The organism is Roseateles sp. (assembly GCF_019237615.1).
Taxonomy (GTDB): domain Bacteria; phylum Pseudomonadota; class Gammaproteobacteria; order Burkholderiales; family Burkholderiaceae_C; genus Pelomonas.
The window spans coordinates 1-20,709 of the sequence record NZ_JAFAGT010000027.1 but is presented as its reverse complement, the minus strand read 5'-3'; the positions used below and the strand labels follow the sequence as shown (position 1 = coordinate 20,709).

The 20,709-nt window shown below is 69.0% G+C and carries 25 protein-coding genes; 3 read left to right on the top strand and 22 right to left on the bottom strand.

Annotation, left to right across the window (positions count from 1 at the left end):
* Positions 1-395 precede the first annotated feature (395 nt).
* Both JOY88_RS04940 and JOY88_RS04935 read right to left on the bottom strand, forming a co-directional pair.
* Positions 396-1,379: an AraC family transcriptional regulator gene (locus JOY88_RS04940; RefSeq protein ID WP_293500848.1), complete on the bottom strand. Its 984-nt coding sequence runs from the start codon at positions 1,377-1,379 to the stop codon at positions 396-398.
* Positions 1,376-1,909 (bottom strand): OsmC family protein, encoded by a 534-nt coding sequence (locus JOY88_RS04935; protein WP_293500846.1) that lies wholly within the window; start codon positions 1,907-1,909, stop codon positions 1,376-1,378. The genes JOY88_RS04940 and JOY88_RS04935 overlap by 4 nt, the downstream gene beginning before the upstream one ends.
* A gap of 164 nt (positions 1,910-2,073) precedes the next feature.
* Between JOY88_RS04935 and JOY88_RS04930 the strand changes: the two genes are divergently transcribed.
* The gene (locus JOY88_RS04930; protein ID WP_293500852.1) at positions 2,074-2,886 is read left to right on the top strand and encodes a class I SAM-dependent methyltransferase; all 813 of its coding nucleotides are present in this window, start codon (positions 2,074-2,076) and stop codon (positions 2,884-2,886) included.
* Positions 2,887-2,888: 2 nt separating this feature from the next.
* Positions 2,889-3,713, top strand: coding sequence for a class I SAM-dependent methyltransferase (locus JOY88_RS04925; RefSeq protein ID WP_293500844.1), 825 nt, complete (start codon positions 2,889-2,891; stop codon positions 3,711-3,713).
* Between the two features lie 102 nt (positions 3,714-3,815).
* Here JOY88_RS04925 and fliR read toward each other — a convergent pair whose 3' ends face one another.
* The 13 genes from fliR to fliF all read right to left on the bottom strand — a co-directional run bounded on the left by fliR (position 3,816) and on the right by fliF (position 15,212).
* Complete coding sequence (fliR, locus tag JOY88_RS04920; protein ID WP_293500843.1) at positions 3,816-4,580, bottom strand: flagellar biosynthetic protein FliR; 765 nt, start codon at positions 4,578-4,580, stop codon at positions 3,816-3,818.
* Positions 4,581-4,850: a flagellar biosynthesis protein FliQ gene (fliQ, locus tag JOY88_RS04915; protein WP_293500842.1), complete on the bottom strand. Its 270-nt coding sequence runs from the start codon at positions 4,848-4,850 to the stop codon at positions 4,581-4,583.
* A gap of 63 nt (positions 4,851-4,913) precedes the next feature.
* A complete protein-coding gene (fliP, locus tag JOY88_RS04910; protein WP_293500841.1) occupies positions 4,914-5,657 on the bottom strand; it encodes a flagellar type III secretion system pore protein FliP in 744 nt (247 codons plus the stop codon).
* On the bottom strand, positions 5,647-5,982 hold the full coding sequence (locus tag JOY88_RS04905) for a FliO/MopB family protein (RefSeq protein WP_293500840.1): 336 nt from the start codon (positions 5,980-5,982) through the stop codon (positions 5,647-5,649). Before JOY88_RS04905 ends, fliP begins: the two co-directional genes overlap by 11 nt.
* A 115-nt stretch (positions 5,983-6,097) precedes the next feature.
* Entirely contained in the window at positions 6,098-6,547 is a 450-nt protein-coding gene (gene fliN, locus JOY88_RS04900; RefSeq protein WP_293500839.1) for a flagellar motor switch protein FliN, read from the bottom strand.
* Positions 6,537-7,541, bottom strand: coding sequence for a flagellar motor switch protein FliM (gene fliM / locus JOY88_RS04895; RefSeq protein WP_293500838.1), 1,005 nt, complete (start codon positions 7,539-7,541; stop codon positions 6,537-6,539). Before fliM ends, fliN begins: the two co-directional genes overlap by 11 nt.
* Before the next feature lie 105 nt (positions 7,542-7,646).
* On the bottom strand, positions 7,647-8,237 hold the full coding sequence (locus tag JOY88_RS04890) for a flagellar basal body-associated FliL family protein (RefSeq protein ID WP_293500836.1): 591 nt from the start codon (positions 8,235-8,237) through the stop codon (positions 7,647-7,649).
* Between the two features lie 136 nt (positions 8,238-8,373).
* On the bottom strand, positions 8,374-9,642 hold the full coding sequence (locus JOY88_RS04885) for a flagellar hook-length control protein FliK (protein WP_293500835.1): 1,269 nt from the start codon (positions 9,640-9,642) through the stop codon (positions 8,374-8,376).
* 13 nt (positions 9,643-9,655) lie between these two features.
* A complete protein-coding gene (gene fliJ / locus JOY88_RS04880; RefSeq protein ID WP_293500834.1) occupies positions 9,656-10,111 on the bottom strand; it encodes a flagellar export protein FliJ in 456 nt (151 codons plus the stop codon).
* A gap of 71 nt (positions 10,112-10,182) precedes the next feature.
* A complete protein-coding gene (gene fliI / locus JOY88_RS04875) occupies positions 10,183-11,610 on the bottom strand; it encodes a flagellar protein export ATPase FliI (RefSeq protein WP_293500832.1) in 1,428 nt (475 codons plus the stop codon).
* Positions 11,607-12,380: a FliH/SctL family protein gene (locus JOY88_RS04870; RefSeq protein WP_293500831.1), complete on the bottom strand. Its 774-nt coding sequence runs from the start codon at positions 12,378-12,380 to the stop codon at positions 11,607-11,609. Before JOY88_RS04870 ends, fliI begins: the two co-directional genes overlap by 4 nt.
* A gap of 126 nt (positions 12,381-12,506) precedes the next feature.
* On the bottom strand, positions 12,507-13,502 hold the full coding sequence (gene fliG, locus JOY88_RS04865) for a flagellar motor switch protein FliG (RefSeq protein WP_293500829.1): 996 nt from the start codon (positions 13,500-13,502) through the stop codon (positions 12,507-12,509).
* Between the two features lie 12 nt (positions 13,503-13,514).
* A complete protein-coding gene (gene fliF, locus JOY88_RS04860; RefSeq protein ID WP_293500828.1) occupies positions 13,515-15,212 on the bottom strand; it encodes a flagellar basal-body MS-ring/collar protein FliF in 1,698 nt (565 codons plus the stop codon).
* A gap of 146 nt (positions 15,213-15,358) precedes the next feature.
* Between fliF and fliE the strand changes: the two genes are divergently transcribed.
* Positions 15,359-15,685 (top strand): flagellar hook-basal body complex protein FliE, encoded by a 327-nt coding sequence (gene fliE / locus JOY88_RS04855; RefSeq protein ID WP_293500827.1) that lies wholly within the window; start codon positions 15,359-15,361, stop codon positions 15,683-15,685.
* Positions 15,686-15,719: 34 nt separating this feature from the next.
* Here the strand turns inward: fliE and JOY88_RS04850 are convergent, their stop codons facing one another.
* From JOY88_RS04850 to JOY88_RS04820, 7 genes are all read right to left on the bottom strand, one after another.
* Positions 15,720-16,229, bottom strand: a complete 510-nt coding sequence (locus JOY88_RS04850) for a pilus assembly FimT family protein (RefSeq protein WP_293500826.1) — start codon at positions 16,227-16,229, stop codon at positions 15,720-15,722.
* A complete protein-coding gene (locus JOY88_RS04845) occupies positions 16,226-16,957 on the bottom strand; it encodes a flagellar brake protein (RefSeq protein ID WP_293500825.1) in 732 nt (243 codons plus the stop codon). Before JOY88_RS04845 ends, JOY88_RS04850 begins: the two co-directional genes overlap by 4 nt.
* A gap of 32 nt (positions 16,958-16,989) precedes the next feature.
* Complete coding sequence (fliT, locus tag JOY88_RS04840; protein ID WP_293500823.1) at positions 16,990-17,289, bottom strand: flagellar protein FliT; 300 nt, start codon at positions 17,287-17,289, stop codon at positions 16,990-16,992.
* Positions 17,290-17,321: 32 nt separating this feature from the next.
* On the bottom strand, positions 17,322-17,762 hold the full coding sequence (gene fliS, locus JOY88_RS04835) for a flagellar export chaperone FliS (RefSeq protein ID WP_293500821.1): 441 nt from the start codon (positions 17,760-17,762) through the stop codon (positions 17,322-17,324).
* Between the two features lie 181 nt (positions 17,763-17,943).
* On the bottom strand, positions 17,944-19,392 hold the full coding sequence (gene fliD / locus JOY88_RS04830) for a flagellar filament capping protein FliD (protein ID WP_293500819.1): 1,449 nt from the start codon (positions 19,390-19,392) through the stop codon (positions 17,944-17,946).
* 126 nt (positions 19,393-19,518) lie between these two features.
* Positions 19,519-20,385, bottom strand: coding sequence for a flagellin domain-containing protein (locus JOY88_RS04825; RefSeq protein ID WP_293500817.1), 867 nt, complete (start codon positions 20,383-20,385; stop codon positions 19,519-19,521).
* Positions 20,386-20,569: 184 nt separating this feature from the next.
* On the bottom strand, positions 20,570-20,709 hold a 140-nt coding region (locus JOY88_RS04820), incomplete at its 5' end, for a flagellin (RefSeq protein ID WP_293500850.1).

Sequence of the window (20,709 nt, the reverse complement as noted above, 5' to 3'; positions counted from 1 at the left end):
AGCTCATGTACAGGGCTGTACTCCGAGTCGTATCCTTGACTTGTAGGACTGCTGAGGACTTGGTCATTTCCATACTCCTTGACAACAGAGAACTGGAATTCGTTTGTAGCTCAAGGGGAAACCTGAGCCGTCCTACATAGCATCTTTTGGGCGCCCAATGCCGTGACGTCTATGACGGCTCAGGGTCGACAACGTGAGCTCGCGGGCATGGCGAGCGGCCACTCGATCGTGGTCTGCCCGAACGAGCGCATGACCGATCGGGGAATGGCGGCTCCAGTTCGCTAACCTGCCGTTAAAGCGGCGACTAGGTTCGCGCCCTCGATGACTGGAATGCGCCGGGCAGCGTGGGCACGTCGGCCGGCGCCGACTGACCGAGCTCGCTGCAAAGCAGCCGGTCACCCGGCCTCGATGCGAGGCTCGGTCGATCGACTTTTTCGCCACGCCGCAGGCGGCAAGCCGAACTCGCGCCTGAAAGCGCGGCTGAATGCCGCATCGGTCAGATAGCCCACTTCCTCCGCCACTTGGGATAGCGGGACGCTGCTGCGTCGGAGCAAGTTGCCGGCCAGCAGCATGCGCCACTGCGTGAGGTAATGCATTGGCGACTGCCCCACGAGTTCCTGGAAGCGCTGCGCCAGCACCGAGCGCGAGCTGTGGACGGTGCGCGCCAGCTCGTCGAGCGTCCAAGGGTGCGATGGCCGTTCGTGCATCGCTGACAGCGCCGCGCCAACGACACGATCGCCGACGCCGGCCAACCAACCCGCCGCGGGCCGCGAGGTGTCCTGCATGGCCAGCCGCAACACTTCGATGAACAGCACCTCGGCCAGTTTCGCGAGCACGCCGGCGCCACCGGGTCGCGGTGAACGCACTTCAGCCAGCGCGTAGCGCACCGACGCTTCGAGCCACAGCCCCGCGGGCGAGCCGCGCACATTGACACGCAGCAGCCTCGGCAGGCCGCTCAGCAGCAGGCGCGCCAGGCGGTCGTCGCACGCGAGATAGCCGCATACCAGCTTGGTCGATGCCCCGCCTCCGCCGAAGCTCAGTATGCGAGGGCGTCGCGCCAGCACTTCCGCAAGCGGCGCGCCACCGCTGGCCGGCGGCAGTCCCGGCTCCGACGTCATAAGGTGCGGATCTCCATGCGGAAACAGCACGACGTCGCCAGCCACCAGCCGGACCGCCGGCTCGCCGGGCATCTCGACGAAACATTCCCCCTCGGTGATGAGGTGGAAGATGACCAAGCGCTCGGCCTGCGGCTCGAGCAGGGGCGCCGCCAGGTCGGCACGCGGCGATTGGTAGCACCACGGCGCGGTGAAGCGCGCGTGCATGAACATCGAGCCGACGAGGTGGACGACGCGCAGGGTCTGCGAGAGCGCGTCCATCATGCGGCGTCCACTTGCACTGCCAGTCCGTTCGCCCGCACCGCCAGCGGGATCGGCGAGCGCTGCAGCGCGCGGTCCACCAGCGAGCGCAGTTGCGCGGGTGTCGCGTCGCGAGCGCTGATCGCGATGACCAGTCGTTGGTCGGTGGGCACTGGGCTCACCACGCGACCGCCCTCGTCCTCCAGCCCGATGAGACCGCACGCATCGGACTGGCTCGCGGCCTCGACCTGCAGCGTCTCCAGTGTGACGCCCTCGGCCGCGGCGAGCAACGCGATCGAGGTTGCCGCGCAGGTGGCGAGTCCGGCCCGATAGAGCCAGCCGGGCGTCACCTGGCCGCCACCTCCGCCCAGTTCGGGAGGCAGGTCGGTGCAGACCTCGCGGCCGTTGGGATGCCGGCAGACGACGCGCAGCGGTGTCTCGGGCCCGCTCCATTGCGCCTGCGCCGGCGCGTCAGCCGACAGGCCCGTCTCCGGCCGCCGCCGCAAGACCCTTTCGAGACGCGCCAACGCGTCGGCCACCGCCTGCATGCTCATCGCCAACTCCTGCCGTCGTTGAAGCCATTGTGCGGCGCGTGTCCGCGCGGCGGCGGCGCCGCGACGAGATCCGGACGCTGGGACAAATCACCCGGACGATCAGGCGGGACGCCGACGCATCCGGCGCGATCCACTGCCGGTACCGAACAACCGCGGAGATCCCCATGAACGCACCGCTCGATATCGACGCCCTCAAGACTCGCCAGCAAGCCGCCTGGGCCAGCGGCGACTACGCCGTCATCGGCACCACGTTGCAATTGGTCGGTGAACAGCTTGCAGAAGCCTGCGACATCGGCTGGGATCAGCGCGTGCTCGACGTGGCGGCGGGCAACGGCAACGCCACGTTGGCCGCTGCGCGGCGGGGCGCGCAGGTCACTTCCACCGACTACGTGGCCGCGTTACTCGATCGCGGCGCTGAACGCCTGGCCGCCGAGCGTCTGGTCGCGACGATGCGCGTGGCCGATGCCGAGGCCCTGCCGTTCGGCGACGGTACCTTCGACGCGGTCGTCTCGACCTTCGGCGTGATGTTCGCGCCCGACCATGCCAAGGCCGCCGCCGAACTCCTGCGCGTGTGCCGTCGCGGCGGCCGCATCGGCCTCGCGAACTGGACGCCCGACGGCTTCATCGGCCGGCTGTTCAAGATCATGGGCCACCACCTGCCACCGCCAGCAGGCGCGCTGCCGCCATCGAACTGGGGTGACGAGGCCAAGCTGCGCGAGCTGCTGGGGCCGGGCGCGAGTGCGATTGCCATCGAGCGGCGCCACTTCAACTTCCGCTATCGCTCAGCGGCCCACTTCGTCGAGGTCTTCCGCCGGTGGTACGGCCCGGTGCACAAGGCCTTCGCCGCGCTGCCGGAGGACGGCCGCGCGGCGCTGGAGCGCGATCTCGTCGTGCTGCTCGAAGAGATGAACACCGGCGGCCCGCACGCGTTGATGGTGCCCGGCGCCTACCTCGAGATCGTCGCGACACGTGCCTGACGATGGACGCACGCCTGCAACTGCGCTTGCAGCGATACGGCTGGGATCGCGCGGCCGCGCGTTACGACGCGTCGTGGCAGCGGTCGCTGTCAAGCGCGCATCGCCTGCTGGTCGATCGCCTGCAATTGAGGCCGGGCGAGCGCGTGCTGGACATCGCCTGCGGCACGGGCGGCCTCGCTTGCGAGCTGGCCGCCGCGGTCGGAACTGCCGGCCAAGTCGTCGGCGTCGACCTTTCGCAGGCGATGGTCGACGAAGCGAACGCGCGTGCCGCCGCGGCCGGCCTGCGCAATACTTGCTTCGAGCGCATAGACGCGCAGTCGCTGACTCTGCCGGACGCCGCGTTCGACATCGTCACCTGCTGCTTCGGCCTGATGTACCTGCCCGATCCCGAGCGGGCGCTCGTGCAGATGCGGCGCGTACTGCGCCCCGGCGGCCGCCTCGGGTTGGCCGTCTGGGGCGAACGACGCAACTGCGCTTGGGCGCCCGTCTTTTCGATCATCGATGCGGAGGTGCAGAGCGAGGTCTGCCCGCTGTTCTTTCGATTCGGCGTCAAGGGCGCGATGGCGAACGCGTGCCGCGATGCGGGGCTGCACGTGCGGTGGCAGCAGACCCTGGCCCACTCGCTCACCTATCACGACGCCGACGCCGCGTGCGACGCGATGTTCATCGCCGGCCCGGCGGCGCTGGCTTGGTCCCGCTTCGACGACGACTCGCGGGCGCGAGTGCGCGCGAACTACCTCGATGCCATCGATGCTTGGCGCGGCGAAGCGGGCTACCAACTTCCGGCCCAGTTCGTGTGCCTTGTGGCGGATGTGCCGCCTGCTTGAACTTTCGCTCTGCAACGGTTGCAGCTATTCATGCGGCCCGCATGAAGATCTGGTTTCGCTGCGAAGCAGAAGACCCTTGACGCGCAACCAGGAAGGGCGGGGCTAGCTGAACGCCGCGAGCAAGCGCTCCAACGCCACGGTGAACGGCGTCTGCATCAGCGGCAGCGTGGCCACCATGCCGATCAGGCCCACGCTGACCGTCAGCGGGAAGCCGACGGAGAACACGCTGATCTGCGGCGCGACGCGCGAGATCACGCCGAGCACGAGGTTGACGAACAGCAGCATCGTGATCAGCGGCAGCGCGATCCACAGGCCGATGCTGAAGATCTCGGCCCCCCAGCGCTGGGGCGAGGCGACGCGTAGGAAGGCAAAGGGCTCGTCGCCCACCGGGAAGGCGTGGAAGCTCTGCACCAGCGCGTTGATCAGCAGCAGGTGGCCGTTGATCGCGATGAACAGGAAGGCCACCATGCTGCCGAAGAAGCGCGCGCTGGCCGTGCCCTGGGCGCCGGTGCCGGGGTCGAAGAAGCCGGCGAAGTTCAGGCCCATCTGCAGGCCGATGATCTCGCCGGCGAACTCCAGCGCGGCGTAGACGATGCGCACCGCGAAGCCCATGGACAGGCCGATCAGCAACTGCTGGGCGATCAGCAGCGTCAGCGCCGGCAGCGAGTCCAGCGGTGCGGCCGGGATCTCGGGCAGCGAGGGCTGGGCCGCGACGGCGATGAACAGCGCCAGGCCGATGCGCAGGCGCAGCGGCACGCTGCGCTGGCTGAAGGTGGGCATGCCGGCGAACAGGGCCAGCGTGCGGATGAAGGGCCAGAGCAGCGGGCTCAGCCACGCCAGCAACTGGGCCTCGGTGACCGAGAACATCTAGCCGACCATGGAAGGGATGGCCTGCAGCGTCCGCTGGATGTACTCCACCAGCGTCGTCATCATCCACGGCCCGGCGACGGCCAGCGTCAGCACTGCCGCGATGACCTTGGGCACGAAGGACAGCGTCGCCTCGTTGATCTGCGTCGCCGCCTGGATGACGCTGATGAAGACGCCGACGAGCAGCACGACGATGAGGATGGGCGAGGCCACCAGCATCAGCATGTAGAGGCCTTGCTGGCCGAAGGTGAAAACCTGTTGAGCGTCCATGGTCTTTAGTCAGTTGAGGACAGAGCTACTCGCTGCGCTCGATCGGTCTGTCCCGCAAGTTCGTCAGGTCGCGAAGGAGGCGGCCAGGGAGCCGAGCAGCAGGTTCCAGCCGTCAGCCAGCACGAACAGCATCAGCTTGAAGGGCAGGGCGACGAGCACGGGCGACAGCATCATCATGCCTAGGCTCATCAGCACGCTGCCGACGATCATGTCGATGACGAGGAAGGGGATGAAGACCAGGAAGGCGATCTGGAAGGCGCTCTTCAGCTCGCTGGTCACGAAGGCCGGCACCAGCACCTTGAAGGGCACGTCCTCGGGCTTGATGCCGCTGTCGAGCTTGGCCAGGCGCGAGAACAGCGCCACGTCGGCCTGGCGGGTCTGCTTGAGCATGAAGCCGCGCATGGGCACCTCGGCGCGCTTGAGCGCCTCGTCGAACTGGATCTGCCCGGCGCCATAGGGCTGCCAGGCCTCGGCGTAGACCTTGTCCAGCGTCGGGCTCATGACGAAGAAGGTCAGGAACAGCGACAGGCCCACGATGACCTGGTTGGGCGGCGCCGCCTGCGTGCCCAGCGCCTGGCGCATCAGGCTCAGCACGATGACGATGCGCGTGAAGGCCGTCATCATCAGCAGCACCGCGGGCAGGAAGCCCAGGGCCGTGAAGAACAGCAGCGTCTGGATGGGCACGGAATAGCTGCCGCCGGCACCCTGGCCGATCAGCAGCGGCAGCGTGGCCGGCGGCGTCTGGCCCTGCGCGACCGCGCCGCCGCCGGCCAGCAGGCCCAGGGCCAGCAGGACCTTAGGCCGCATCGCCGCGCTCCTTGCCCAGCAGCTTGGCGAAGCTGGTCGGCGCGGGCGGCTCGGCCTGCGGCGGCATGACGTGCAGCGTCGTGATGCTCTGGGCGGTGGCGCCCAGCACCAGCCAGCGGCGGTCCTCGCCCTGGCCGACCTCGACGACCAGCAGGCGCTGGTTGGGCGCCGTGGACAGCTGGGTCACGACGCGCAGCACGCTGGCCGCGGCCGCGCCGCCCAGCGCGCGGCCGTAGGGCGAGCGCTTGAGCAGCCACAGCGCGACCGGGATCAGCGCAATGATGACGAGGAACCAGAGGAAGGGGAGCAGACCGGGGGCATTCATGCCTCGGCATTCTGCGGACGGAATGGCGCCGTCGAAGGCCCCAATTGCCGAGACAAACCCGCGGTTGTCCAGGGACCGCCGGCGCTGCGGGCAGGGCGCGGCCGGCAGCGGGCGTTCAGGCGGCCTTGCTGAGGCGGCGCATGCGCTCGGAAGGCGTCACGATGTCGGTCAGGCGGATGCCGAACTTGTCGTTCACGACCACCACCTCACCCTGGGCGATCAGGTAACCGTTGACCAGCACGTCCATGGGCTCGCCGGCCAACGCGTCCAGCTCCACGACCGAGCCCTGGGCCAACTGCAGGATGTTCTTGATCGGGATGCGCGTGCGACCCAGTTCCACGGTGAGCTGGACGGGGATGTCCAGGATCATGTTGATGTCGCCCGCGGGGCCGTTGCCCGTCGTGGGCGTGAAGTTCGCGAAGCTGGGCGTGGACACCTGCTCGGGCGCGACCTCGGCGACCACCTCGGTGCTGGCGGCAGGGGTGGGCGAGGCCTCGGCCAGGGCCGCGGCCCATTCGGCCGCCATCGCGTCCTGTTCTTCTGGGCTGGGGGAATCAGGGCTCATGTTTGGCTCCCAACCAGCTCTCCTGCGAGCCGGTCAGCATCTTGTCGATCTTGAGGGCGTAACGGCCGTTGGACGTGCCGTAGTGGCAATCGAAGACGGGCACGCCGTCCACCTTGGTCTGGATGACGGGGTCCAGGTCCAACTCGATGAAATCGCCGGGCTTGAAGGCCAGCAACTGCTCGACGGTAGCCGGCGCCGTGCCCAGCTCGGCGATGAGCTCCACCTCGGCGGCCTGGATCTGCGTCTTCAGCAGGTTGATCCAGCGCCGGTCGGGCTCGGAGGAGTCGCCCACCGTCGTCGAGTACAGCACGTCGCGGATGGGCTCAAGCGTCGAGTAGGGGATGCAGAAGTAGATGGTGCCGCTGGTCTCGCCGATCTCCAGCGTGAACGAGGTCGACACGACGATCTCGCTGGGCGTGGCGATGTTGGCGAACTGCGGCTGCATCTCCGACCGCTGGTACTCCAGCTCCAGTGGGTAGACGCCTTTCCAGGCTTTGGCGTACTCGGTCGTGATGACCTCGACGATGCGGGTGATGACGCGCTGCTCGGTGGGCGAGAAGTCGCGGCCTTCGATGCGGGCGTGGAATTTGCCGATGCCGCCGAACAGGGAATCGATGACGGCGAACACCAGCGTCGGGTCGCAGACGATCAGTCCGCTGCCGCGTAGCGGCTTCACCGACACGATGTTGAAGTTGGTCGGGACGACGATCTCGCGCAGGAAGGCGCTGTACTTCTGCACCTTGATGCCGCCGATGGCGACCTCGGGGCTCTTGCGGATGAAGTTGAACAGCCCGACGCGGATGTTGCGCGCGAAGCGTTCGTTGATGATCTCCATCGTGGGCATGCGCCCACGGACGATCCGCTCCTGGCTCGCGAGGTTGTACTCGCGTATGCCACCGACCTGCTCCTCCTCCTGCTCGAGCTTCTGGCTCTCGCCGGTGATGCCCTGCAGCAGCGCATCGACTTCGTCCTGGGAAAGGATCTGCTGATTCATGCGAGCTCTCCGGAGCATGCAGCCGGGCCGCCCCAAGGCGAGGGCTGCAGCCCCATGGCCTCAAAGGACTGGGGCAGGGCAACGGAGTTGCTGGGGGTCAACATGTCACTGGACGATGAAGTTGGAGAACAAGACCTGCGTCACGGGGCTTTCCACCGCGGCCTTGCGCTTCTTCTTTTTCTTCTTCGCTGTGTCGTCGGTGGCTTCGTCCTCATCGTCCAGCTCGATGCCCATGGGGCGCACCGACTCGCGCATGATTTCCTTGGCCAGTTGCTCCTTGCCCTCGCGGGTCAGCAGCTCGGCGGCCGTCTTGTGCGACAGCACCATCAGCACGTTGCTGCGGATGGCGGGCATGTAGGCCTTGACCTGGTCGGCGAACTTCGGGTCCTCGACTTCCAGCGTCACACCGACCTGGGCGAAGCGGTCCACGTCCTTGTCGGCAAGGTTGACCGTGAAAGGGTCCAGCGGCACGAAGGTCGGCGGGTGGTCGGACTTGGCACGGGCCTTGGCCTTGACGGGCGCCTCGACGGCCTCGCCATCCTGGCTCTCGTCGGCAGCGGGCTTTTTCTTCAGCAGCATCAGCGCCGCACCGCCACCTAGCAGCACCAGCACGAGCACGCCGGCCAGGATGATGATCAGCTTCTTGCTGCCGCCCCCGGTGGGCGCGGCGGTTTCGGCAGCCGGCGCAGTCGCCATGAGAACTCCTTGAGACGTCCGTCGCCCAGGCCAGCCACTGCAGGCCATGGGCACCAATTTGCCCGATTATTGACGCGTCACCTGCCAGGCAAGCGCCGATTAGCTGCGGTCGGGCGTGGCTATTTCCACTTCAGCGTCAGGCAAATGTATCGAGCAGACCAACGACGCGGCGTGCGGGCGGTGCCACGGCGGTGCCGCCGTCCGCACCGCCTCCGCTGCCGGCGGTGCGGGAGCCGCTGCCCTCGGGGCCGTCGGCCTGCGCTTCGCCATGCCTGCCGTCCTGCGAGGCCTGCTGGAACACGCCGCCGCCCGCCAGCGTCAGGCCCTGGCCCTGCAGCGCGGCGGCCAGCTCGGGCAGGCTCTGCTGCAAGGCCTGGCGCGTCTCGGCCTGGGCGGCATGGAAGGACACCTGGGCCTGGGCGCCGTCGACAACGATTTGCACGGCCACCGGGCCCATGTCCGCCGGGTTCAGTTGCAGCTCGGCCTGCTGCACGCCGTCCACGGCCAGCAGGCTGACGCGGGCACCCAGCTCGGGCGCGAAGGCGCTGCTCTGCAGTGCGGCGTGCACCCGGGCTCCGGCGCTCACGGGCGTCGTGCCGGGCGCTGCGACGCCCGCGGGCTGGGACTGGGCCAGCAGGGCGGCAAAGGCGGTGGGCTGGGCGTCGGGCGCCGCCACGGCCCGCGGGCCGGCGGCATTGGGCGCGGTGGTGGCGGCCTGCAGGGCGTCGCCATGGGCGCCGCGCGCGGCCGCGGTCTTGTCGGCGGCGGGCAGTTCTACGCCCTTGGCCCGCGGCGCGTCGGCGGTGCGCGCGGCAGGGCGGCGTTCGGCCGGCGTTGCGGTGCCGGCGTCGCGCGCGGGCTCGTCGTCGCCAGCTGCGTCGGCCGTGGCGACCGGGTGGCCGGCGTGGGCGCCCTTGACGCTGTGCCGGGTGTCGGCGGCGGCGTCGGATGGGGCCGTCGCCGCGGCCTGGGCGTGGGCCTGCAAGGCCTGCTGCGCCGGCGGGGTCAGGCCGATGAGTTGCGTGAACTCGTTCAGTCCCGAGGTCTGGGCATCGGTGTCGTCCGTCGCGTCGGCGACCTCGTCGTCGGCGTCATTGGCCTTGGCTGCCTCGGCAGGCTTGGCCTGGGCGGCCGCCTCCGGCGTGCGACCCTGGCCCGGCGCGGGCTTGGGCGGCGCAGCATTGGCCTCCTTGCGGCGCGCCTGCGCTGCGTTTGCCGCGGCCGCGGCGTCCCTGGACGCATCGGGGGCGCTGGGCGCCGGGTCGGTGTGGGCCGGCTGCGGGTCGGGCCGGTCGTTCAGGAAGTGGGCGAAGCTGGGGCCGCCAGCCGTGCCGGGCTGGGTGGGTGGGGCGGCCGGCGGCATGGCGGCTGGCTTGGGCGTGACGGATTGGGCGCTGCCGAGCATGGGCGGTACCTCCTCAGGCGTGGGCCGTGCGGCGTAGGTGGGCGCGGGCGGCGAATTCGTCGCTGGCACGCTGTTCGCGGCGCTGCGCGAGCTTGTCGGCCTCGGCCTGGCGGCGGGCGATCAACTGGCGCAGCGAGGCGACGCGCAACTCGGCCTGGCACAGCGCCTCGCGGGCGCGGCCCTCGCGCTGGTCGGCGTGCTGGGCGACATGTCCCTGGGTGTCCACCGCCTGGTCCAGCCGCTGGCCGAAGCTGCGGTAGCAGCCGACGATGCTCATCGTCGTGGCCTGGGCGAAGCTCTGCGTCCAGCGCTGCTGGTAGTCCTGGCGGTAGCCGGCCAGCTCGCCATGCTGGGCGCGCGCGGCCTGGGCCTGGGCGCTGGCGGCATGCAAGGCCTGGGCGGCGGCATCGCGCTCGCCCTCCGCGCGTTCCAGCAGCAGGCCCAGGGTGTCGTTGGCGGGTGCACTCATTCAAAACTCCAGCGCGGCGACGGATCGGCGGTCCGGCACAAAAACGTTATCGGCAGGCGCCGCCACAAGGTTTAGGCGCCCTGGACCACGGCCTGCAACTGGCTGACGCTGGCGTGAAGAAGTGCCGGGCTGTGCATGTCCTGCTGCAGCAGCCGCGTCATGTCGGCATGCAGGCGCACGGCCAGATCCAGCTCGAGGTCCGCGCCCGGGGCGTAGGCGCCGAGCTGGATCAGGTCGCGGGCCTTGTTGTATTTCGCCAGAAGTTGGCGGAAGCGACGCGCGGAATCGACCTGGTTTTGGGGTGCAACACTCGTCATCACCCGGGAAACGGAGCGCTCGATGTCGATGGCCGGGTAATGGCCGGCCTCGGCCAGCTCGCGCGACAGAACGATATGGCCGTCCAGGATGCCGCGCGCCGCGTCGGCGATGGGGTCCTGCGGGTCGTCCCCTTCGGTCAGCACCGTGTAGAAGGCGGTGATGGAGCCTTCGCCGGCCAGGCCGTTGCCGCTGCGCTCGACCAGCTGGGGCAGCTTGGCGAAGCAGCTGGGCGGGTAGCCCTTGGTGGCGGGCGGCTCACCGATGGCGAGAGCAATTTCACGCTGCGCCATGGCGTAGCGGGTCAGCGAATCCATCAGCAGCAGCACATGGCGGCCCTGGTCGCGGAAGAACTCCGCGATGGCCGTCGCGTAATGCGCGCCCTGCATGCGCATCAGTGGCGGCGCGTCGGCTGGCGCGGCGACGACGACGCTGCGGCGCAGGCCTTCCTCGCCGAGGATGTCCTCGATGAACTCCTTGACCTCGCGGCCGCGCTCGCCGATCAGGCCCACGACGATGACGTCGGCCTGGGTATAGCGAGCCATCATGCCCAGCAGCACCGACTTGCCGACGCCGGTCCCGGCGAACAGGCCCAGGCGCTGGCCGCGCCCCACGGTCAGCAGCGCGTTGATGGCGCGCACGCCGGTGTCCAGCGGCGTGCGCACCGGGTCGCGGTCCATCGCGTTGATGGGGCGGCGCACCATGGGTTCGTTATGGATGTTGGCCAGCTCGCCGCCGCGGTCCAGCGGATGGCCATGCGGGTCGACGACGCGGCCCAGCAGGCCGTCGCCCATGGGCAGGTGCAGGCCGCGGTCCTCGCCGCGGCGCCAGGGGTGCAGGGGCTGGCCCAGCTGGGGTGCCAGCGGCGGCAGGTGGCGTGGCACGACGGTGGCGCCGCTGGACAGGCCCTGCACCTCGTCGGTGGGCATCAGGTAGGCGCGGTCGCCCGAGAAGCCGACGACCTCGGCGTTCACCGGCGCCGCGCCGCGCCGCGGGTTGTTGCCGCTGCTGGGCATCTGGATGCGGCAGACCGAGCCCAGCGGCACCTTGATGCCGGTGGCCTCCAGCACCAGGCCGGCCACGCGCACCAGCTTGCCGTGGGATTCCAGCGGCGCGGCGTTGCCGGCCAGCGTCTCCAGGTCCGCCAGATAGCGCTGCCAGCGGTCCGCGCGCGGCGTGCTCATTCTTCGTCCTGCCGGCGGTCCTGCCAGATGGACTGCTGGCCCATGCTGGCCATGGCCTGCTGCCAGCGGGTCGCGATCGTTGCATCGACGCTGGCGATGTCGGCATCGACCTTGACGCCGCCGCGCGCCACCTCGGCGTCGGGGATGAGCTGGGCCTCGCGGGCCTGCAGCTCCTGGCCGGCGCCTTCCTGGACGAGGGGGAAGTCGTCGGGGTGGACGCGCACGCGCACATGCCGGGCCGACAGCTGCAAGGCCTCGACGGCGTCGTGGGCGACGCGGACGATCAGCTCGGGGCGCTGCGCCAGCTCGGCGCGCACGACCTGGCGGGCCAGTTCGACGGAGATGCGGGCCACTGCCGCGGCCATCTCGTCCTCCAGCCCGCGCATTTCGGCGTCGAAGCCGTTCACCAGCGCACCGATCTGCCGGCTCATCTGCTGGGCGAAGCTCTGCTTGAAGGCATCCAGCGCGGCCATGCCGTCACGGTAGCCGTCCTGGTAGCCGCCCTGGCGGGCGGCGTGCAGCTGCTCGTGCGGACTGGGCTCGGGCGGGGGCGGGGGCTCCATCGGCGCCGCTGCGGCGGGCGCGGGCGGCTGGGCGGCCGTGCGCAGGGGCGCGAAGGGCGAGGGCGCGGAGTTGCCCAGGTTGTCCAGGTTCCAGGCCTTGGCGCCCTGGACCTCCTCGCCCGGGATGAAGCGTGCGTAGCTGCCGCGGCGTTCGCCCTCGCGGCGTTCGGGTGGCGGTACTTGCCGGGGCGGTTGTCTCGTTGCCATGAGTCCTTGGCGCTTTACTTCATGCGCGCATCAGCGCCGCATGTCATCATGCGGCTGCCGTGCAACTGGCGCTGCCAGGCCACTGGCAACGCCCCCTGAGGGGGCCGGCGAAGCGGGTGTGGGCGGTCATACAAACTGGTCGTCGCCGCCGCCGGCGAGCGCGATCTGTCCCTCGTCGACGAGTCGGCGCACGATCTTGAGCATTTCCTTCTGCTCGGCCTCGACCTCGGACAGCCGCACCGGGCCGCGGCTTTCGAGGTCCTCGCGCAGGGATTCGGCCGCGCGGGTGGACATGTTGCGGAAGATCTTCTCGCGCAGGTCGACGCTGGCGCCCTTGAGGGCGACGATGAGGCTCTCGCTCTGCACTTCCTTGAGCATGGCCTGGATGCCACGGTCGTCGATCTTGTTCAGGTCGTCGAAGGTGAACATGTTGTCCATGATGCGCTGCGCCAGGTCGGCATCGGCCTCGCGGATGTAGTCCAGCACCGAGGCCTCGACGCTGGAGCCCATCATGTTGATGATCTCGGCAGCCGTCTTGGCGCCGCCCAGCGAGCTCTTCTTCATGCGCTCGCCGCCGGCCAGGATCTGGCTCATGACCTCGTTGAGGTCCTTCAGCGCGGTGGGCTGGATGCCGTCCAGCGTGGCGATGCGGATCAGCACCTCGTTGCGGCCGCGCTCGGGGAAGAGCTTGAGCACGGAGCTGGTCTGTTCGTAGTCCAGGTGGGACAGGATGGCCGCAATGATCTGCGGGTGCTCGTTGCGCAGCAGCTCGGCCACCGAGCTGGCGTCCATCCACTTCAGGCTTTCGATGGACGACACGTCGCCGCCCTGCAGGATGCGCTCCAGCAGCAGGTTGGCCTTGTCCTCGCCCAGCGCCTTGCGCAGCACGGCGCGCACGTACTCGTCGGTGTCTGTGACGAGGGTGCTGTGGGTGTCGGCCACCTGGTCGAACTTGTCCAGCACCTCCTCGACCTGGGCGCGCTTGATGACCTTGAGCTTGGCAATGGTCTCGCCCAGCGCCTGAACCTCCTTGGGTGTCAGGTGCTTGAAGACCTCGCTGGCTTCCTCTTCGCCCAGCGACATCAGCAGGATTGCAGCGCTCTCGGTGCCCTTATCGTCCATGATGCGTCATTCTCAGGCCGCCTGGCCGTCCATCCAATCGCGCACGATATTCGCGACCGCGACCGGATTCTCGCGGGCCATGGCGCGGGCGCGGTCGAGTTTGTCGTTATGCAGCGGCGCTTCCAGCCTGGGCATGCCGTCGGCGCCCGGCAGCAGCTCGGCGTCGTCGACGACCTCATCCACCGTCTCCGGCTTGTCCTCGGCCGGCGGCGGCGTGGTGGCGGCCTTGATGGCGGGGCGGATCATGCCGAAGACGGCGATCAGCGCGATGGCGACGAAGGCCAGCGGGACGATGGCGCTGCGGGCGATGTCCAGCAGCCAGGGTTGCTTCCAGAACGGCAGTTCGGCGGGCTCGGTCTTGTCGACGATGAAGGGGGCGCTGATGACCTTCACGGAGTCGCCCCGTTCGGCGTTGAAGCCCATGGCCTCCTTGACCAGCTCGGTCAGGCGCGTGACCTCCTCCGCCGGCACCGGCTGCTGACTGGTCTTGCCCTTGGCGTCGGTCACGGCACGGTGGTTGACGACGATGGCCGCATTCAGCCTTTTCACGTTGCCCACGGCGCCGCGCGTCACGCGCACGGTCTTGTCGACCTCGTAGTTGGTGACCTGCTCGCGGCGGCTGTTGTTGCTGCCGGCCGCTCCTTGGGCGGCCTGCAGCGGCGCGCTGGCGCCGTTGATGGGCGCAGTGGCCGGCACGGGCGGCTGGTTGGTGGCGGCGCCGGGCACGCCTGTGGGCTGGGCGGCGTTCGCGTTGTTGCTCTCGCTGTTCTGGCTGGAGCGTACCGTGGCCTGGGCATTGGGGCCCTGGTTGGGGCGGTATTCCTCGGCGGTGGCCTCGGTCTGCGAGAAGTCCACGTCTGCGGTGACGGTGGAGCGCAGGTTGTCGCGACCGACGACAGGCTCCAGCAGCTCGAAGATGCGCTTGTTGTAGCTGGCCTCGATCTGCTGCTTGTACTGCAACTGCTGGCCGTCCAGGCCGGTGGCAGGGTCGGCGCCGGTCTGGGAGAGCAGGGCGCCGGTCTGGTCCAGCACGCTGACGGCCTTGGGGTTGAGCTCGGGCACGCTGCTGGAGACGAGGTGGACGATGCCGGCGATCTGCGCGCGGTCCAGCGTGCGGCCGCCGCGCAGCGTCAGCATGACGGAGGCGCTGGGTTTTTGCTGTTCGCGGAAGAAGCCGTTCTGCTGCGGCATGGCCAGGTGCACGCGGGCGTCGGCCACGTCGGACATGGCGGTGATGGTGCGCGTCAGCTCGCCCTCCAGCGCGCGCTGGAAGTTCAGGCGCTCGTTGAACTGGGTCTGGCCGATGGAGGATTTGTCCAGCAGCTCGAAGCCCACCGCGTTGCCGGTGCCGCCCTTGGGCAGGCCCTGGGCGGCCAGCTTCATGCGCAGCTCGTAGACCTGGCTGGCCGGCACGAGGATGGTGCCGCCGGCCTCGTGCTTGTAGGGCACCTGCATGGCTGACAGCTGGCCGATGACGGCGCCGCCGTCCTTGTCGGACAGGCCGCTGAACAGCGGCCGGTAGTCGCCCTGGGTGGACCAGAGCGTGATGGCCAGCACCGCGCCGGCCAGGGCCGCCAGGCCGGCGCCCATGGTCAGCTTGCTGCGCAGCGGGAGGCCGCCCAGTCTCTGCACGAAGTTGGGCGGCGCCGTGTCGACCGGGGCGATCATCGCCGGGGCGGCGGCTGCGGGGGCGCTGAGGGCGTTGTCCATCGAGGGCGAGACGGCAGGGGAGGTCGGAGGTCGACCGATGGCGCAAATTATTCGTGCCTGCCCCCTCAAGAAAGCGCCGAAGTGGCCGACGTGGGCAGCGTATCTCCGCGCTTCGTGCGCGCGACTTGCTGCCACAGTCCTGTCCCATGGACATGAAGCTGCGCCCCTTCGACTTCGCCCAGGCCGCCGCCCGCGCAGGCCTGGCGGTCAATGGCACGCCGCTGGCGTCCAGGCCGGCGGCCACCCCGGGCGCCAGCTTCGGCGACGCGATGACGCAGGCGCTCAAGGGCGTCAGCGCCCAGCAGCACGAGGTGGCCCGGCTCCAGCGCGAGGTGCAGCTGGACAACCCGACCGTCAGCCTGGAGGAGACCATGGTCGCCATGCAGAAGGCCCAGATCGGCTTCCAGGCGACGCTTCAGGTGCGCAACCGGCTGGTGTCCGCCTACTCCGAGATCATGAACATGCAGGTCTAGCGCCGCCGGCGGCGCGGGACATGGGCCGCCGGGCTCAGCAGGCGTCGTTGCGGCGCGAGTCGTTGCCGCAGATCTGCGGCCGGCCCAGCGGGTTCAGGTCGATGCGCAGCTGCTGGTTGCGGTCGTTGGAGATGCCGATGCGCGTCCAGTCCAGCGCCCGGCCCATGCCTGCCTGGAAGGTGACGCTCTGGCCCGACTGCAGCAGCATGCCCTTGTGCTCGCGGTAGGTGACGCCGCCGAGCTCGCAGCGCGGCGCACCGGTGGTGCAGTCGCAGGGCGCGACGCGGCTGGCGCCCCAGCACCATTGGGGGCCGCTGCCGAAGCTGACGTAGACGTTGCGCCCTTCGTCGACGCTGAGGGCGCGCGCGCGGCGCAGGTCCATCTCCAGCAGCTCGGCCACATGGCGCAGGCGCTGGCGCGCCAGGTAGCTGGCATAACTTGGCACGGCGGCCGACAGGATGATGGCCAGCACGGCCAGCACGAAGATCGCCTCGAGCAACGTGAAGCCGCGGCAGCCGGGCCGCCGCGCCAACGTGGCGCTCATGGATCCAGCTTCAGCAGGCGGCGGCGCTTCTGCGTCTGGTCCACGTAGACCTGCAGTGAGCGCGCGGCATGGGCGTCGAGCTCCACGAAGGCGCAGCCCAGCTGCAGCATGCCGCTGGCGTCGCCGCTGATGGGGCTGGCATGGTGGGGCAGCAGCGTGATGCGCAGCGCACTGATGCGGTCCAGCTCCAGCGTCAGGCCTTCGGCGGCGTGGCCGGGCGCCAGGGCTGTGAAGTCGGGCGGCAGGGCCAGCGCCAGGCCGCCGACGCTGATGTCGAGCACGCGCAGCGCGCGGCCATGTTCGGCGCCGTCCGGCACGATGACGCGCGGATAGGCGCTGCCGGCGGGCTGCACGCGGAAGGATTGGCGGCGCTGGAAGCGGTAGAGCCGCGTCGGCAGCGTGCCGCGCAGCACGGCGCCCTGCTCGCCGCTGACAAGGACGGAGGCCTCGACTTCGAACTGCAGCTTGATGGTACTGACGTAAGCGATGGCGGTGATCTCGCCTTGCGCCACCAGGGCCTGGCTGATGCCCTCGGGGTCGGCGCCGATTTCCAGGCCGATCAGGTCGGCGTCGGCGTCCAGGGCGACGATGCGGCTGGACAGGCTCTGGCCCTGCGGGCCGGCGAGCATCAGGTCGGCGCCTTCACGCTGCAGTTGCTGCAGATAGGCCGTGATTTCGGCCGAGGAGGCGACTCGCAGTTCCTCGGGAGTGGCTTCGGGGGCGGTCATGCCCGCGATGGTAGTCGCCTGGCGCGCGTCTCTCAGTGAACCAGGCGGCTTTTGCCCTGCAGCACATGGTCGAGATCCTCCAGCCAGGGCTCGGCGAGGTGGCGGATCTCGGCGTCGTTCAGCAGGATGCGCTGCATGATGCGTGTCTTCAGCTGCGTCTCGCCGCCGGCGAGTTGGCTGTGGGTGGCCGCGGCCTTGAGCTGGGAGATCAGCAGCACGCAGGCGCCCTCGAGCTTGACGACTTCGTCCCAGTTGCCGGTGCGGGCAGCCGCCAGCATGTCGGCACTCGCCTTCTCGATGGCCTCGTAATAGTTCAGCAGGTCGGCGTTCATGGCGGACGGGAGAGATTGCGGGCTCATGGGGCTCAGGCGGCGTGCGCAGAGGCGACCGGTGCGGCGGCCGGCGAGGTGGCAATGCCCTGCCAGGCTTCGCGCACGGGGGCGAGCAATTGCCGGCATTCCTCGAGGGCGGCGATGTCGTTGCGCAGGTTGGCCTGGGTCAGCCGGGTGCAGATGTAGGCGTAGAGGTCGCGCAGGTCGGCGGCCACCTGACCGCCCTTGGGGTCCAGCGCGGCCCGCAGGCCCTCGTCGAAGATGCGCAACGCACGCTGCAGGCTGCGGGTCTTGAGCTCGACGTCGCGGTTGCGGATGGCTTGGATGGCCTGGCCCATGGCGTCGTTGGCGCCGTCGAACAGCAGCGCGACCAGGCGGTGCGGGTTGGCTCCCAGCACATCGGTTTCCAGGCCGACCTTGGAGTAGGCGCTGGCGCCGCGGGCGGCGAAGGGGGATTGGGTTGGGCCGTACATGGGGGCGGATGGCGTCGTGTTGACTGTCTTTTCGGCGCCAGCGGCGCGGACTTGAGCCCTGTAAAACCGCGAATTGCCCCCTTGGGGCCCTCGCCCCGTGCCGTATTGCCGGCCGCAAAGGAAAAGCGGCGGTCCCGGATGGGAAGCCGCCGCTGAAGCAGTGGACGGGACCGCCCCGTCGTCAGCCGCCGCTCTGCTTGTTCAGCATGGACAGCTGCTGGGAGAGGTAGGTGCTGAGCCCGTTGTACTTGCTCATCGTCGAGTCGAGCGCGGAGTACTGCGCGCGCAGCCGCTTCTCCATCGAGTCGTTGCGATCGCTGAGTTCGTTGATGCGCTTGTTGTTGCGATCGATCTGGCTCTGGATGCCCTTGCTGCGACTGGAGAGGCTGCCGTCGGAGCCCAGCACTGTGTCGACGAAGCTGCGCAGCTTGGTGGCGAATCCGTTGTTGGCGCTGTCGTTCTTGTCCACGCCCATGAAGAAGGTCTTCAGATCGCTCATCTTGCTGTTCAGCGCGTTGTCGAGCTTGGTGCCACCGGCGCCCAGGCTGCCGTCCTTGCCTGGGTCCAGGCCCAGGTCGGCCATGCGCGTCAGGGTGCCGGCCAGCGTCGTGTTGCCTCCGACGATGCTGCGCAGTTGTGAAACCAGCGAAATGGCTGTGGAGTCGCCCTGCAGCGGACCGGCCGTCTTGGTGCTGTCGTCGTACTTGGTCTGCGTGCGCAGCATCGCGTTGATGGCGTTGTAGGCGGCTGTGAAGTCGGTGATGGCCTTGCGGATGGCGTCGGTGTCGGAGGCGATGCTCAGGGTGACCGGCGGGGTGACCTTGAGCAGCAGGATGTTGAGCCCGTCTATGGTGTTGTTCAGCGCGTTGGTCTCGGAGCTGACTGGCAGGCCGTTGACGAGCGCGCGGGCGTTGACGGCCCGCAGCGCCAGCGTCATGCCGCTGGACTGGCCTATGGGGTCGTAGGCCAGCTGGGCCAGGCCACCTGTGTCGTCCGGGCCGGGTGCGGCCTGGATGCGAAAGCCGTTGCTCTCGCCGCTGTTCTTGGACGTGATCGTCAGGCGCGCGCCACTGGCGTCCTGGATGATGGAAGCCGTCACGCCGGCATTGGCGGCATTGATCTTGTCGCGGATGTCGGTGAGCTTGTCGCCGGCATCGATGGTGACGTCCACGGCCGAGCTGCCGGACTTGGCGGTGAAGCCGGTGGGGTTGTTGTTGGCGTCCGTGGCCCAGGTGCCCAGCTGTATGGTCAGCGTGCCCTGGCCGACGGTGGCGCTGGTGTTGGCCGCGCTGCTGGCCATGGCGATGGACTGCGCCGACGCAAGCTGCTTCACCTCCACGCTCAGGCTGCCGGTGGCGGGCGTGCCGGAGGACGCGACGGTCACCGCCGTGGTGTCGGACGACGTCGCCTTCACGCTGTACCAGGTGGCAGGACTTGTCAGCTTGGCGGCGGCGTCGCGCAGCGTGGATAGCGCGCTCTTCACCTGGCCGTAGACTGACAGCTGGGTTTGCAGGCCGCTGCTCTTGGTCGTGATGTCCTTGATCGGCTGCTGTTGCAACGACATCAGCTTGCCGATCAGCGAATCGACGTCGATGCCGCTGCCAATTCCGGTTGATGAGATGGTTGCCATGGCTGACCTGACAAATGTAAAAAGGCCGAGAGCCCACAGGGACTTCGGCCGGATTTTGAGGAACTTTAGGCCCCAGGTGTGAAATTGTTGGCGAAGGCCGGATCTGGTGCCGACCCTGCCGGGGCCTTAGCCCTTCAGCAGCGACAGCACCTGCTGGGGCAACTGGTTGGCCTGGGCGACCATCGCCGTGCCGGCCTGTTGCAAGATCTGGGCCCGGCTGAGGTTGGCGGTTTCCGCCGCGAAATCGGCGTCCATGATGCGGCTGCGCGCGGCGCTCTGGTTTTCCACGGCTACTTGCAGGTTGGAGATGACCGCGTCGAAGCGGTTCTGGGCCGCGCCCAGCACGGCGCGCTGGCTGCTGATGGTGGTGATGGCCGAGTCGATGCTCCCGATCACGGCGTCGATGGCGGTGCCCAGCGCCGCGCTGCCGATGATGGCGCGGCCGGTGCCGGTGTTGTCGGTGCCCGAGACGGCCACCAGCGTCGGATCCGACGCCATGTTGGTCGTGCCGACGTCGATGCGGTCGTTGGTGGTGGTGTTGGCGCCGACCTGGAAGGTCTGGGTGCCGGCCGCATCGGCCAGGATGGCCTGGCCGTTGAAGGTGGTGCCGCCCAGCACGCGCTGGATTTCCTTGGCCAGTTCGCCGAATTCCTGGTCGAGCGAGTCGCGGTCCGCGCTGGTGTTGGTGGCGTTGCGGGCCTGCACGGCCAGCTCACGCATGCGCTGCAGCGAGTCGGTCACCTTGGAGAGTGCGCCGTCGGCCACCTGGGCCAGCGAGATGCCGTCGTTGGCGTTGCGGATGGCGACGTTGGAGCCGCGCACCTGGGCGTTCATGCGCTCGGCAATGGCCAGGCCGGCGGCATCGTCCTTGGCGGAGTTGACGCGCAGGCCGGAGGACAGCCGCTGCATCGAGATGGCCAGTGACGACTGCGATGCGTTCAGGTTGCGCTGGGCGTTCAGCGACTGAAGATTTGTGTTGATGGTCTGCGGCATCACTCACTCCTAGAGTCAGGTCGGCGAGCCTGCGTAGCGGGTAGCCAGACTCTGTGTGGAGCGAATTCTGCGAGGCCCCCCTGTCGCCAAAAGCCCGATCAAGAGGGCAAACCACGCCCAATCAAAAACGCCACGCGGCAGCCTTTGCGGCTGCCGCGTGGCGCGAGCGACGGTGGGCGGGGGGTCAGGCGCGCAGCAGCGACAGGACCTGCGAGGGCAGCTGGTTGGCCTGGGCGATCATGGCGGTGCCGGCCTGCTGCAGGATCTGGGCGCGGCTGAGGTTGGCGGTTTCCTGGGCGAAGTCGGCGTCGGTGATGCGGCTCT

Excerpts from the sequence above, each read along its gene's own strand:
- fliP (WP_293500841.1), bottom strand. The coding sequence starts at position 5,657 with ATGCGGCCTAAGGTCCTGCTGGCCCTGGGCCTGCTGGCCGGCGGCGGC.
- JOY88_RS04885 (WP_293500835.1), bottom strand. The coding sequence starts at position 9,642 with ATGCTCGGCAGCGCCCAATCCGTCACGCCCAAGCCAGCCGCCATGCCG.
- fliS (WP_293500821.1), bottom strand. The coding sequence starts at position 17,762 with ATGTACGGCCCAACCCAATCCCCCTTCGCCGCCCGCGGCGCCAGCGCC.
- JOY88_RS04890 (WP_293500836.1), bottom strand. The coding sequence starts at position 8,237 with ATGGCGACTGCGCCGGCTGCCGAAACCGCCGCGCCCACCGGGGGCGGC.
- fliF (WP_293500828.1), bottom strand. The coding sequence starts at position 15,212 with ATGGACAACGCCCTCAGCGCCCCCGCAGCCGCCGCCCCGGCGATGATC.
- JOY88_RS04850 (WP_293500826.1), bottom strand. The coding sequence starts at position 16,229 with ATGAGCGCCACGTTGGCGCGGCGGCCCGGCTGCCGCGGCTTCACGTTG.
- fliE (WP_293500827.1), top strand. The coding sequence starts at position 15,359 with ATGGACATGAAGCTGCGCCCCTTCGACTTCGCCCAGGCCGCCGCCCGC.
- JOY88_RS04845 (WP_293500825.1), bottom strand. The coding sequence starts at position 16,957 with ATGACCGCCCCCGAAGCCACTCCCGAGGAACTGCGAGTCGCCTCCTCG.
- fliD (WP_293500819.1), bottom strand. The coding sequence starts at position 19,392 with ATGGCAACCATCTCATCAACCGGAATTGGCAGCGGCATCGACGTCGAT.
- JOY88_RS04935 (WP_293500846.1), bottom strand. The coding sequence starts at position 1,909 with ATGAGCATGCAGGCGGTGGCCGACGCGTTGGCGCGTCTCGAAAGGGTC.
- JOY88_RS04925 (WP_293500844.1), top strand. The coding sequence starts at position 2,889 with ATGGACGCACGCCTGCAACTGCGCTTGCAGCGATACGGCTGGGATCGC.
- JOY88_RS04870 (WP_293500831.1), bottom strand. The coding sequence starts at position 12,380 with ATGGCAACGAGACAACCGCCCCGGCAAGTACCGCCACCCGAACGCCGC.
- fliJ (WP_293500834.1), bottom strand. The coding sequence starts at position 10,111 with ATGAGTGCACCCGCCAACGACACCCTGGGCCTGCTGCTGGAACGCGCG.
- fliN (WP_293500839.1), bottom strand. The coding sequence starts at position 6,547 with ATGAGCCCTGATTCCCCCAGCCCAGAAGAACAGGACGCGATGGCGGCC.
- fliM (WP_293500838.1), bottom strand. The coding sequence starts at position 7,541 with ATGAATCAGCAGATCCTTTCCCAGGACGAAGTCGATGCGCTGCTGCAG.
- JOY88_RS04825 (WP_293500817.1), bottom strand. The coding sequence starts at position 20,385 with ATGCCGCAGACCATCAACACAAATCTTCAGTCGCTGAACGCCCAGCGC.
- fliG (WP_293500829.1), bottom strand. The coding sequence starts at position 13,502 with ATGGACGATAAGGGCACCGAGAGCGCTGCAATCCTGCTGATGTCGCTG.
- fliT (WP_293500823.1), bottom strand. The coding sequence starts at position 17,289 with ATGAACGCCGACCTGCTGAACTATTACGAGGCCATCGAGAAGGCGAGT.
- fliI (WP_293500832.1), bottom strand. The coding sequence starts at position 11,610 with ATGAGCACGCCGCGCGCGGACCGCTGGCAGCGCTATCTGGCGGACCTG.
- JOY88_RS04930 (WP_293500852.1), top strand. The coding sequence starts at position 2,074 with ATGAACGCACCGCTCGATATCGACGCCCTCAAGACTCGCCAGCAAGCC.
- JOY88_RS04905 (WP_293500840.1), bottom strand. The coding sequence starts at position 5,982 with ATGAATGCCCCCGGTCTGCTCCCCTTCCTCTGGTTCCTCGTCATCATT.
- fliQ (WP_293500842.1), bottom strand. The coding sequence starts at position 4,850 with ATGGACGCTCAACAGGTTTTCACCTTCGGCCAGCAAGGCCTCTACATG.
- fliR (WP_293500843.1), bottom strand. The coding sequence starts at position 4,580 with ATGTTCTCGGTCACCGAGGCCCAGTTGCTGGCGTGGCTGAGCCCGCTG.
- JOY88_RS04940 (WP_293500848.1), bottom strand. The coding sequence starts at position 1,379 with ATGATGGACGCGCTCTCGCAGACCCTGCGCGTCGTCCACCTCGTCGGC.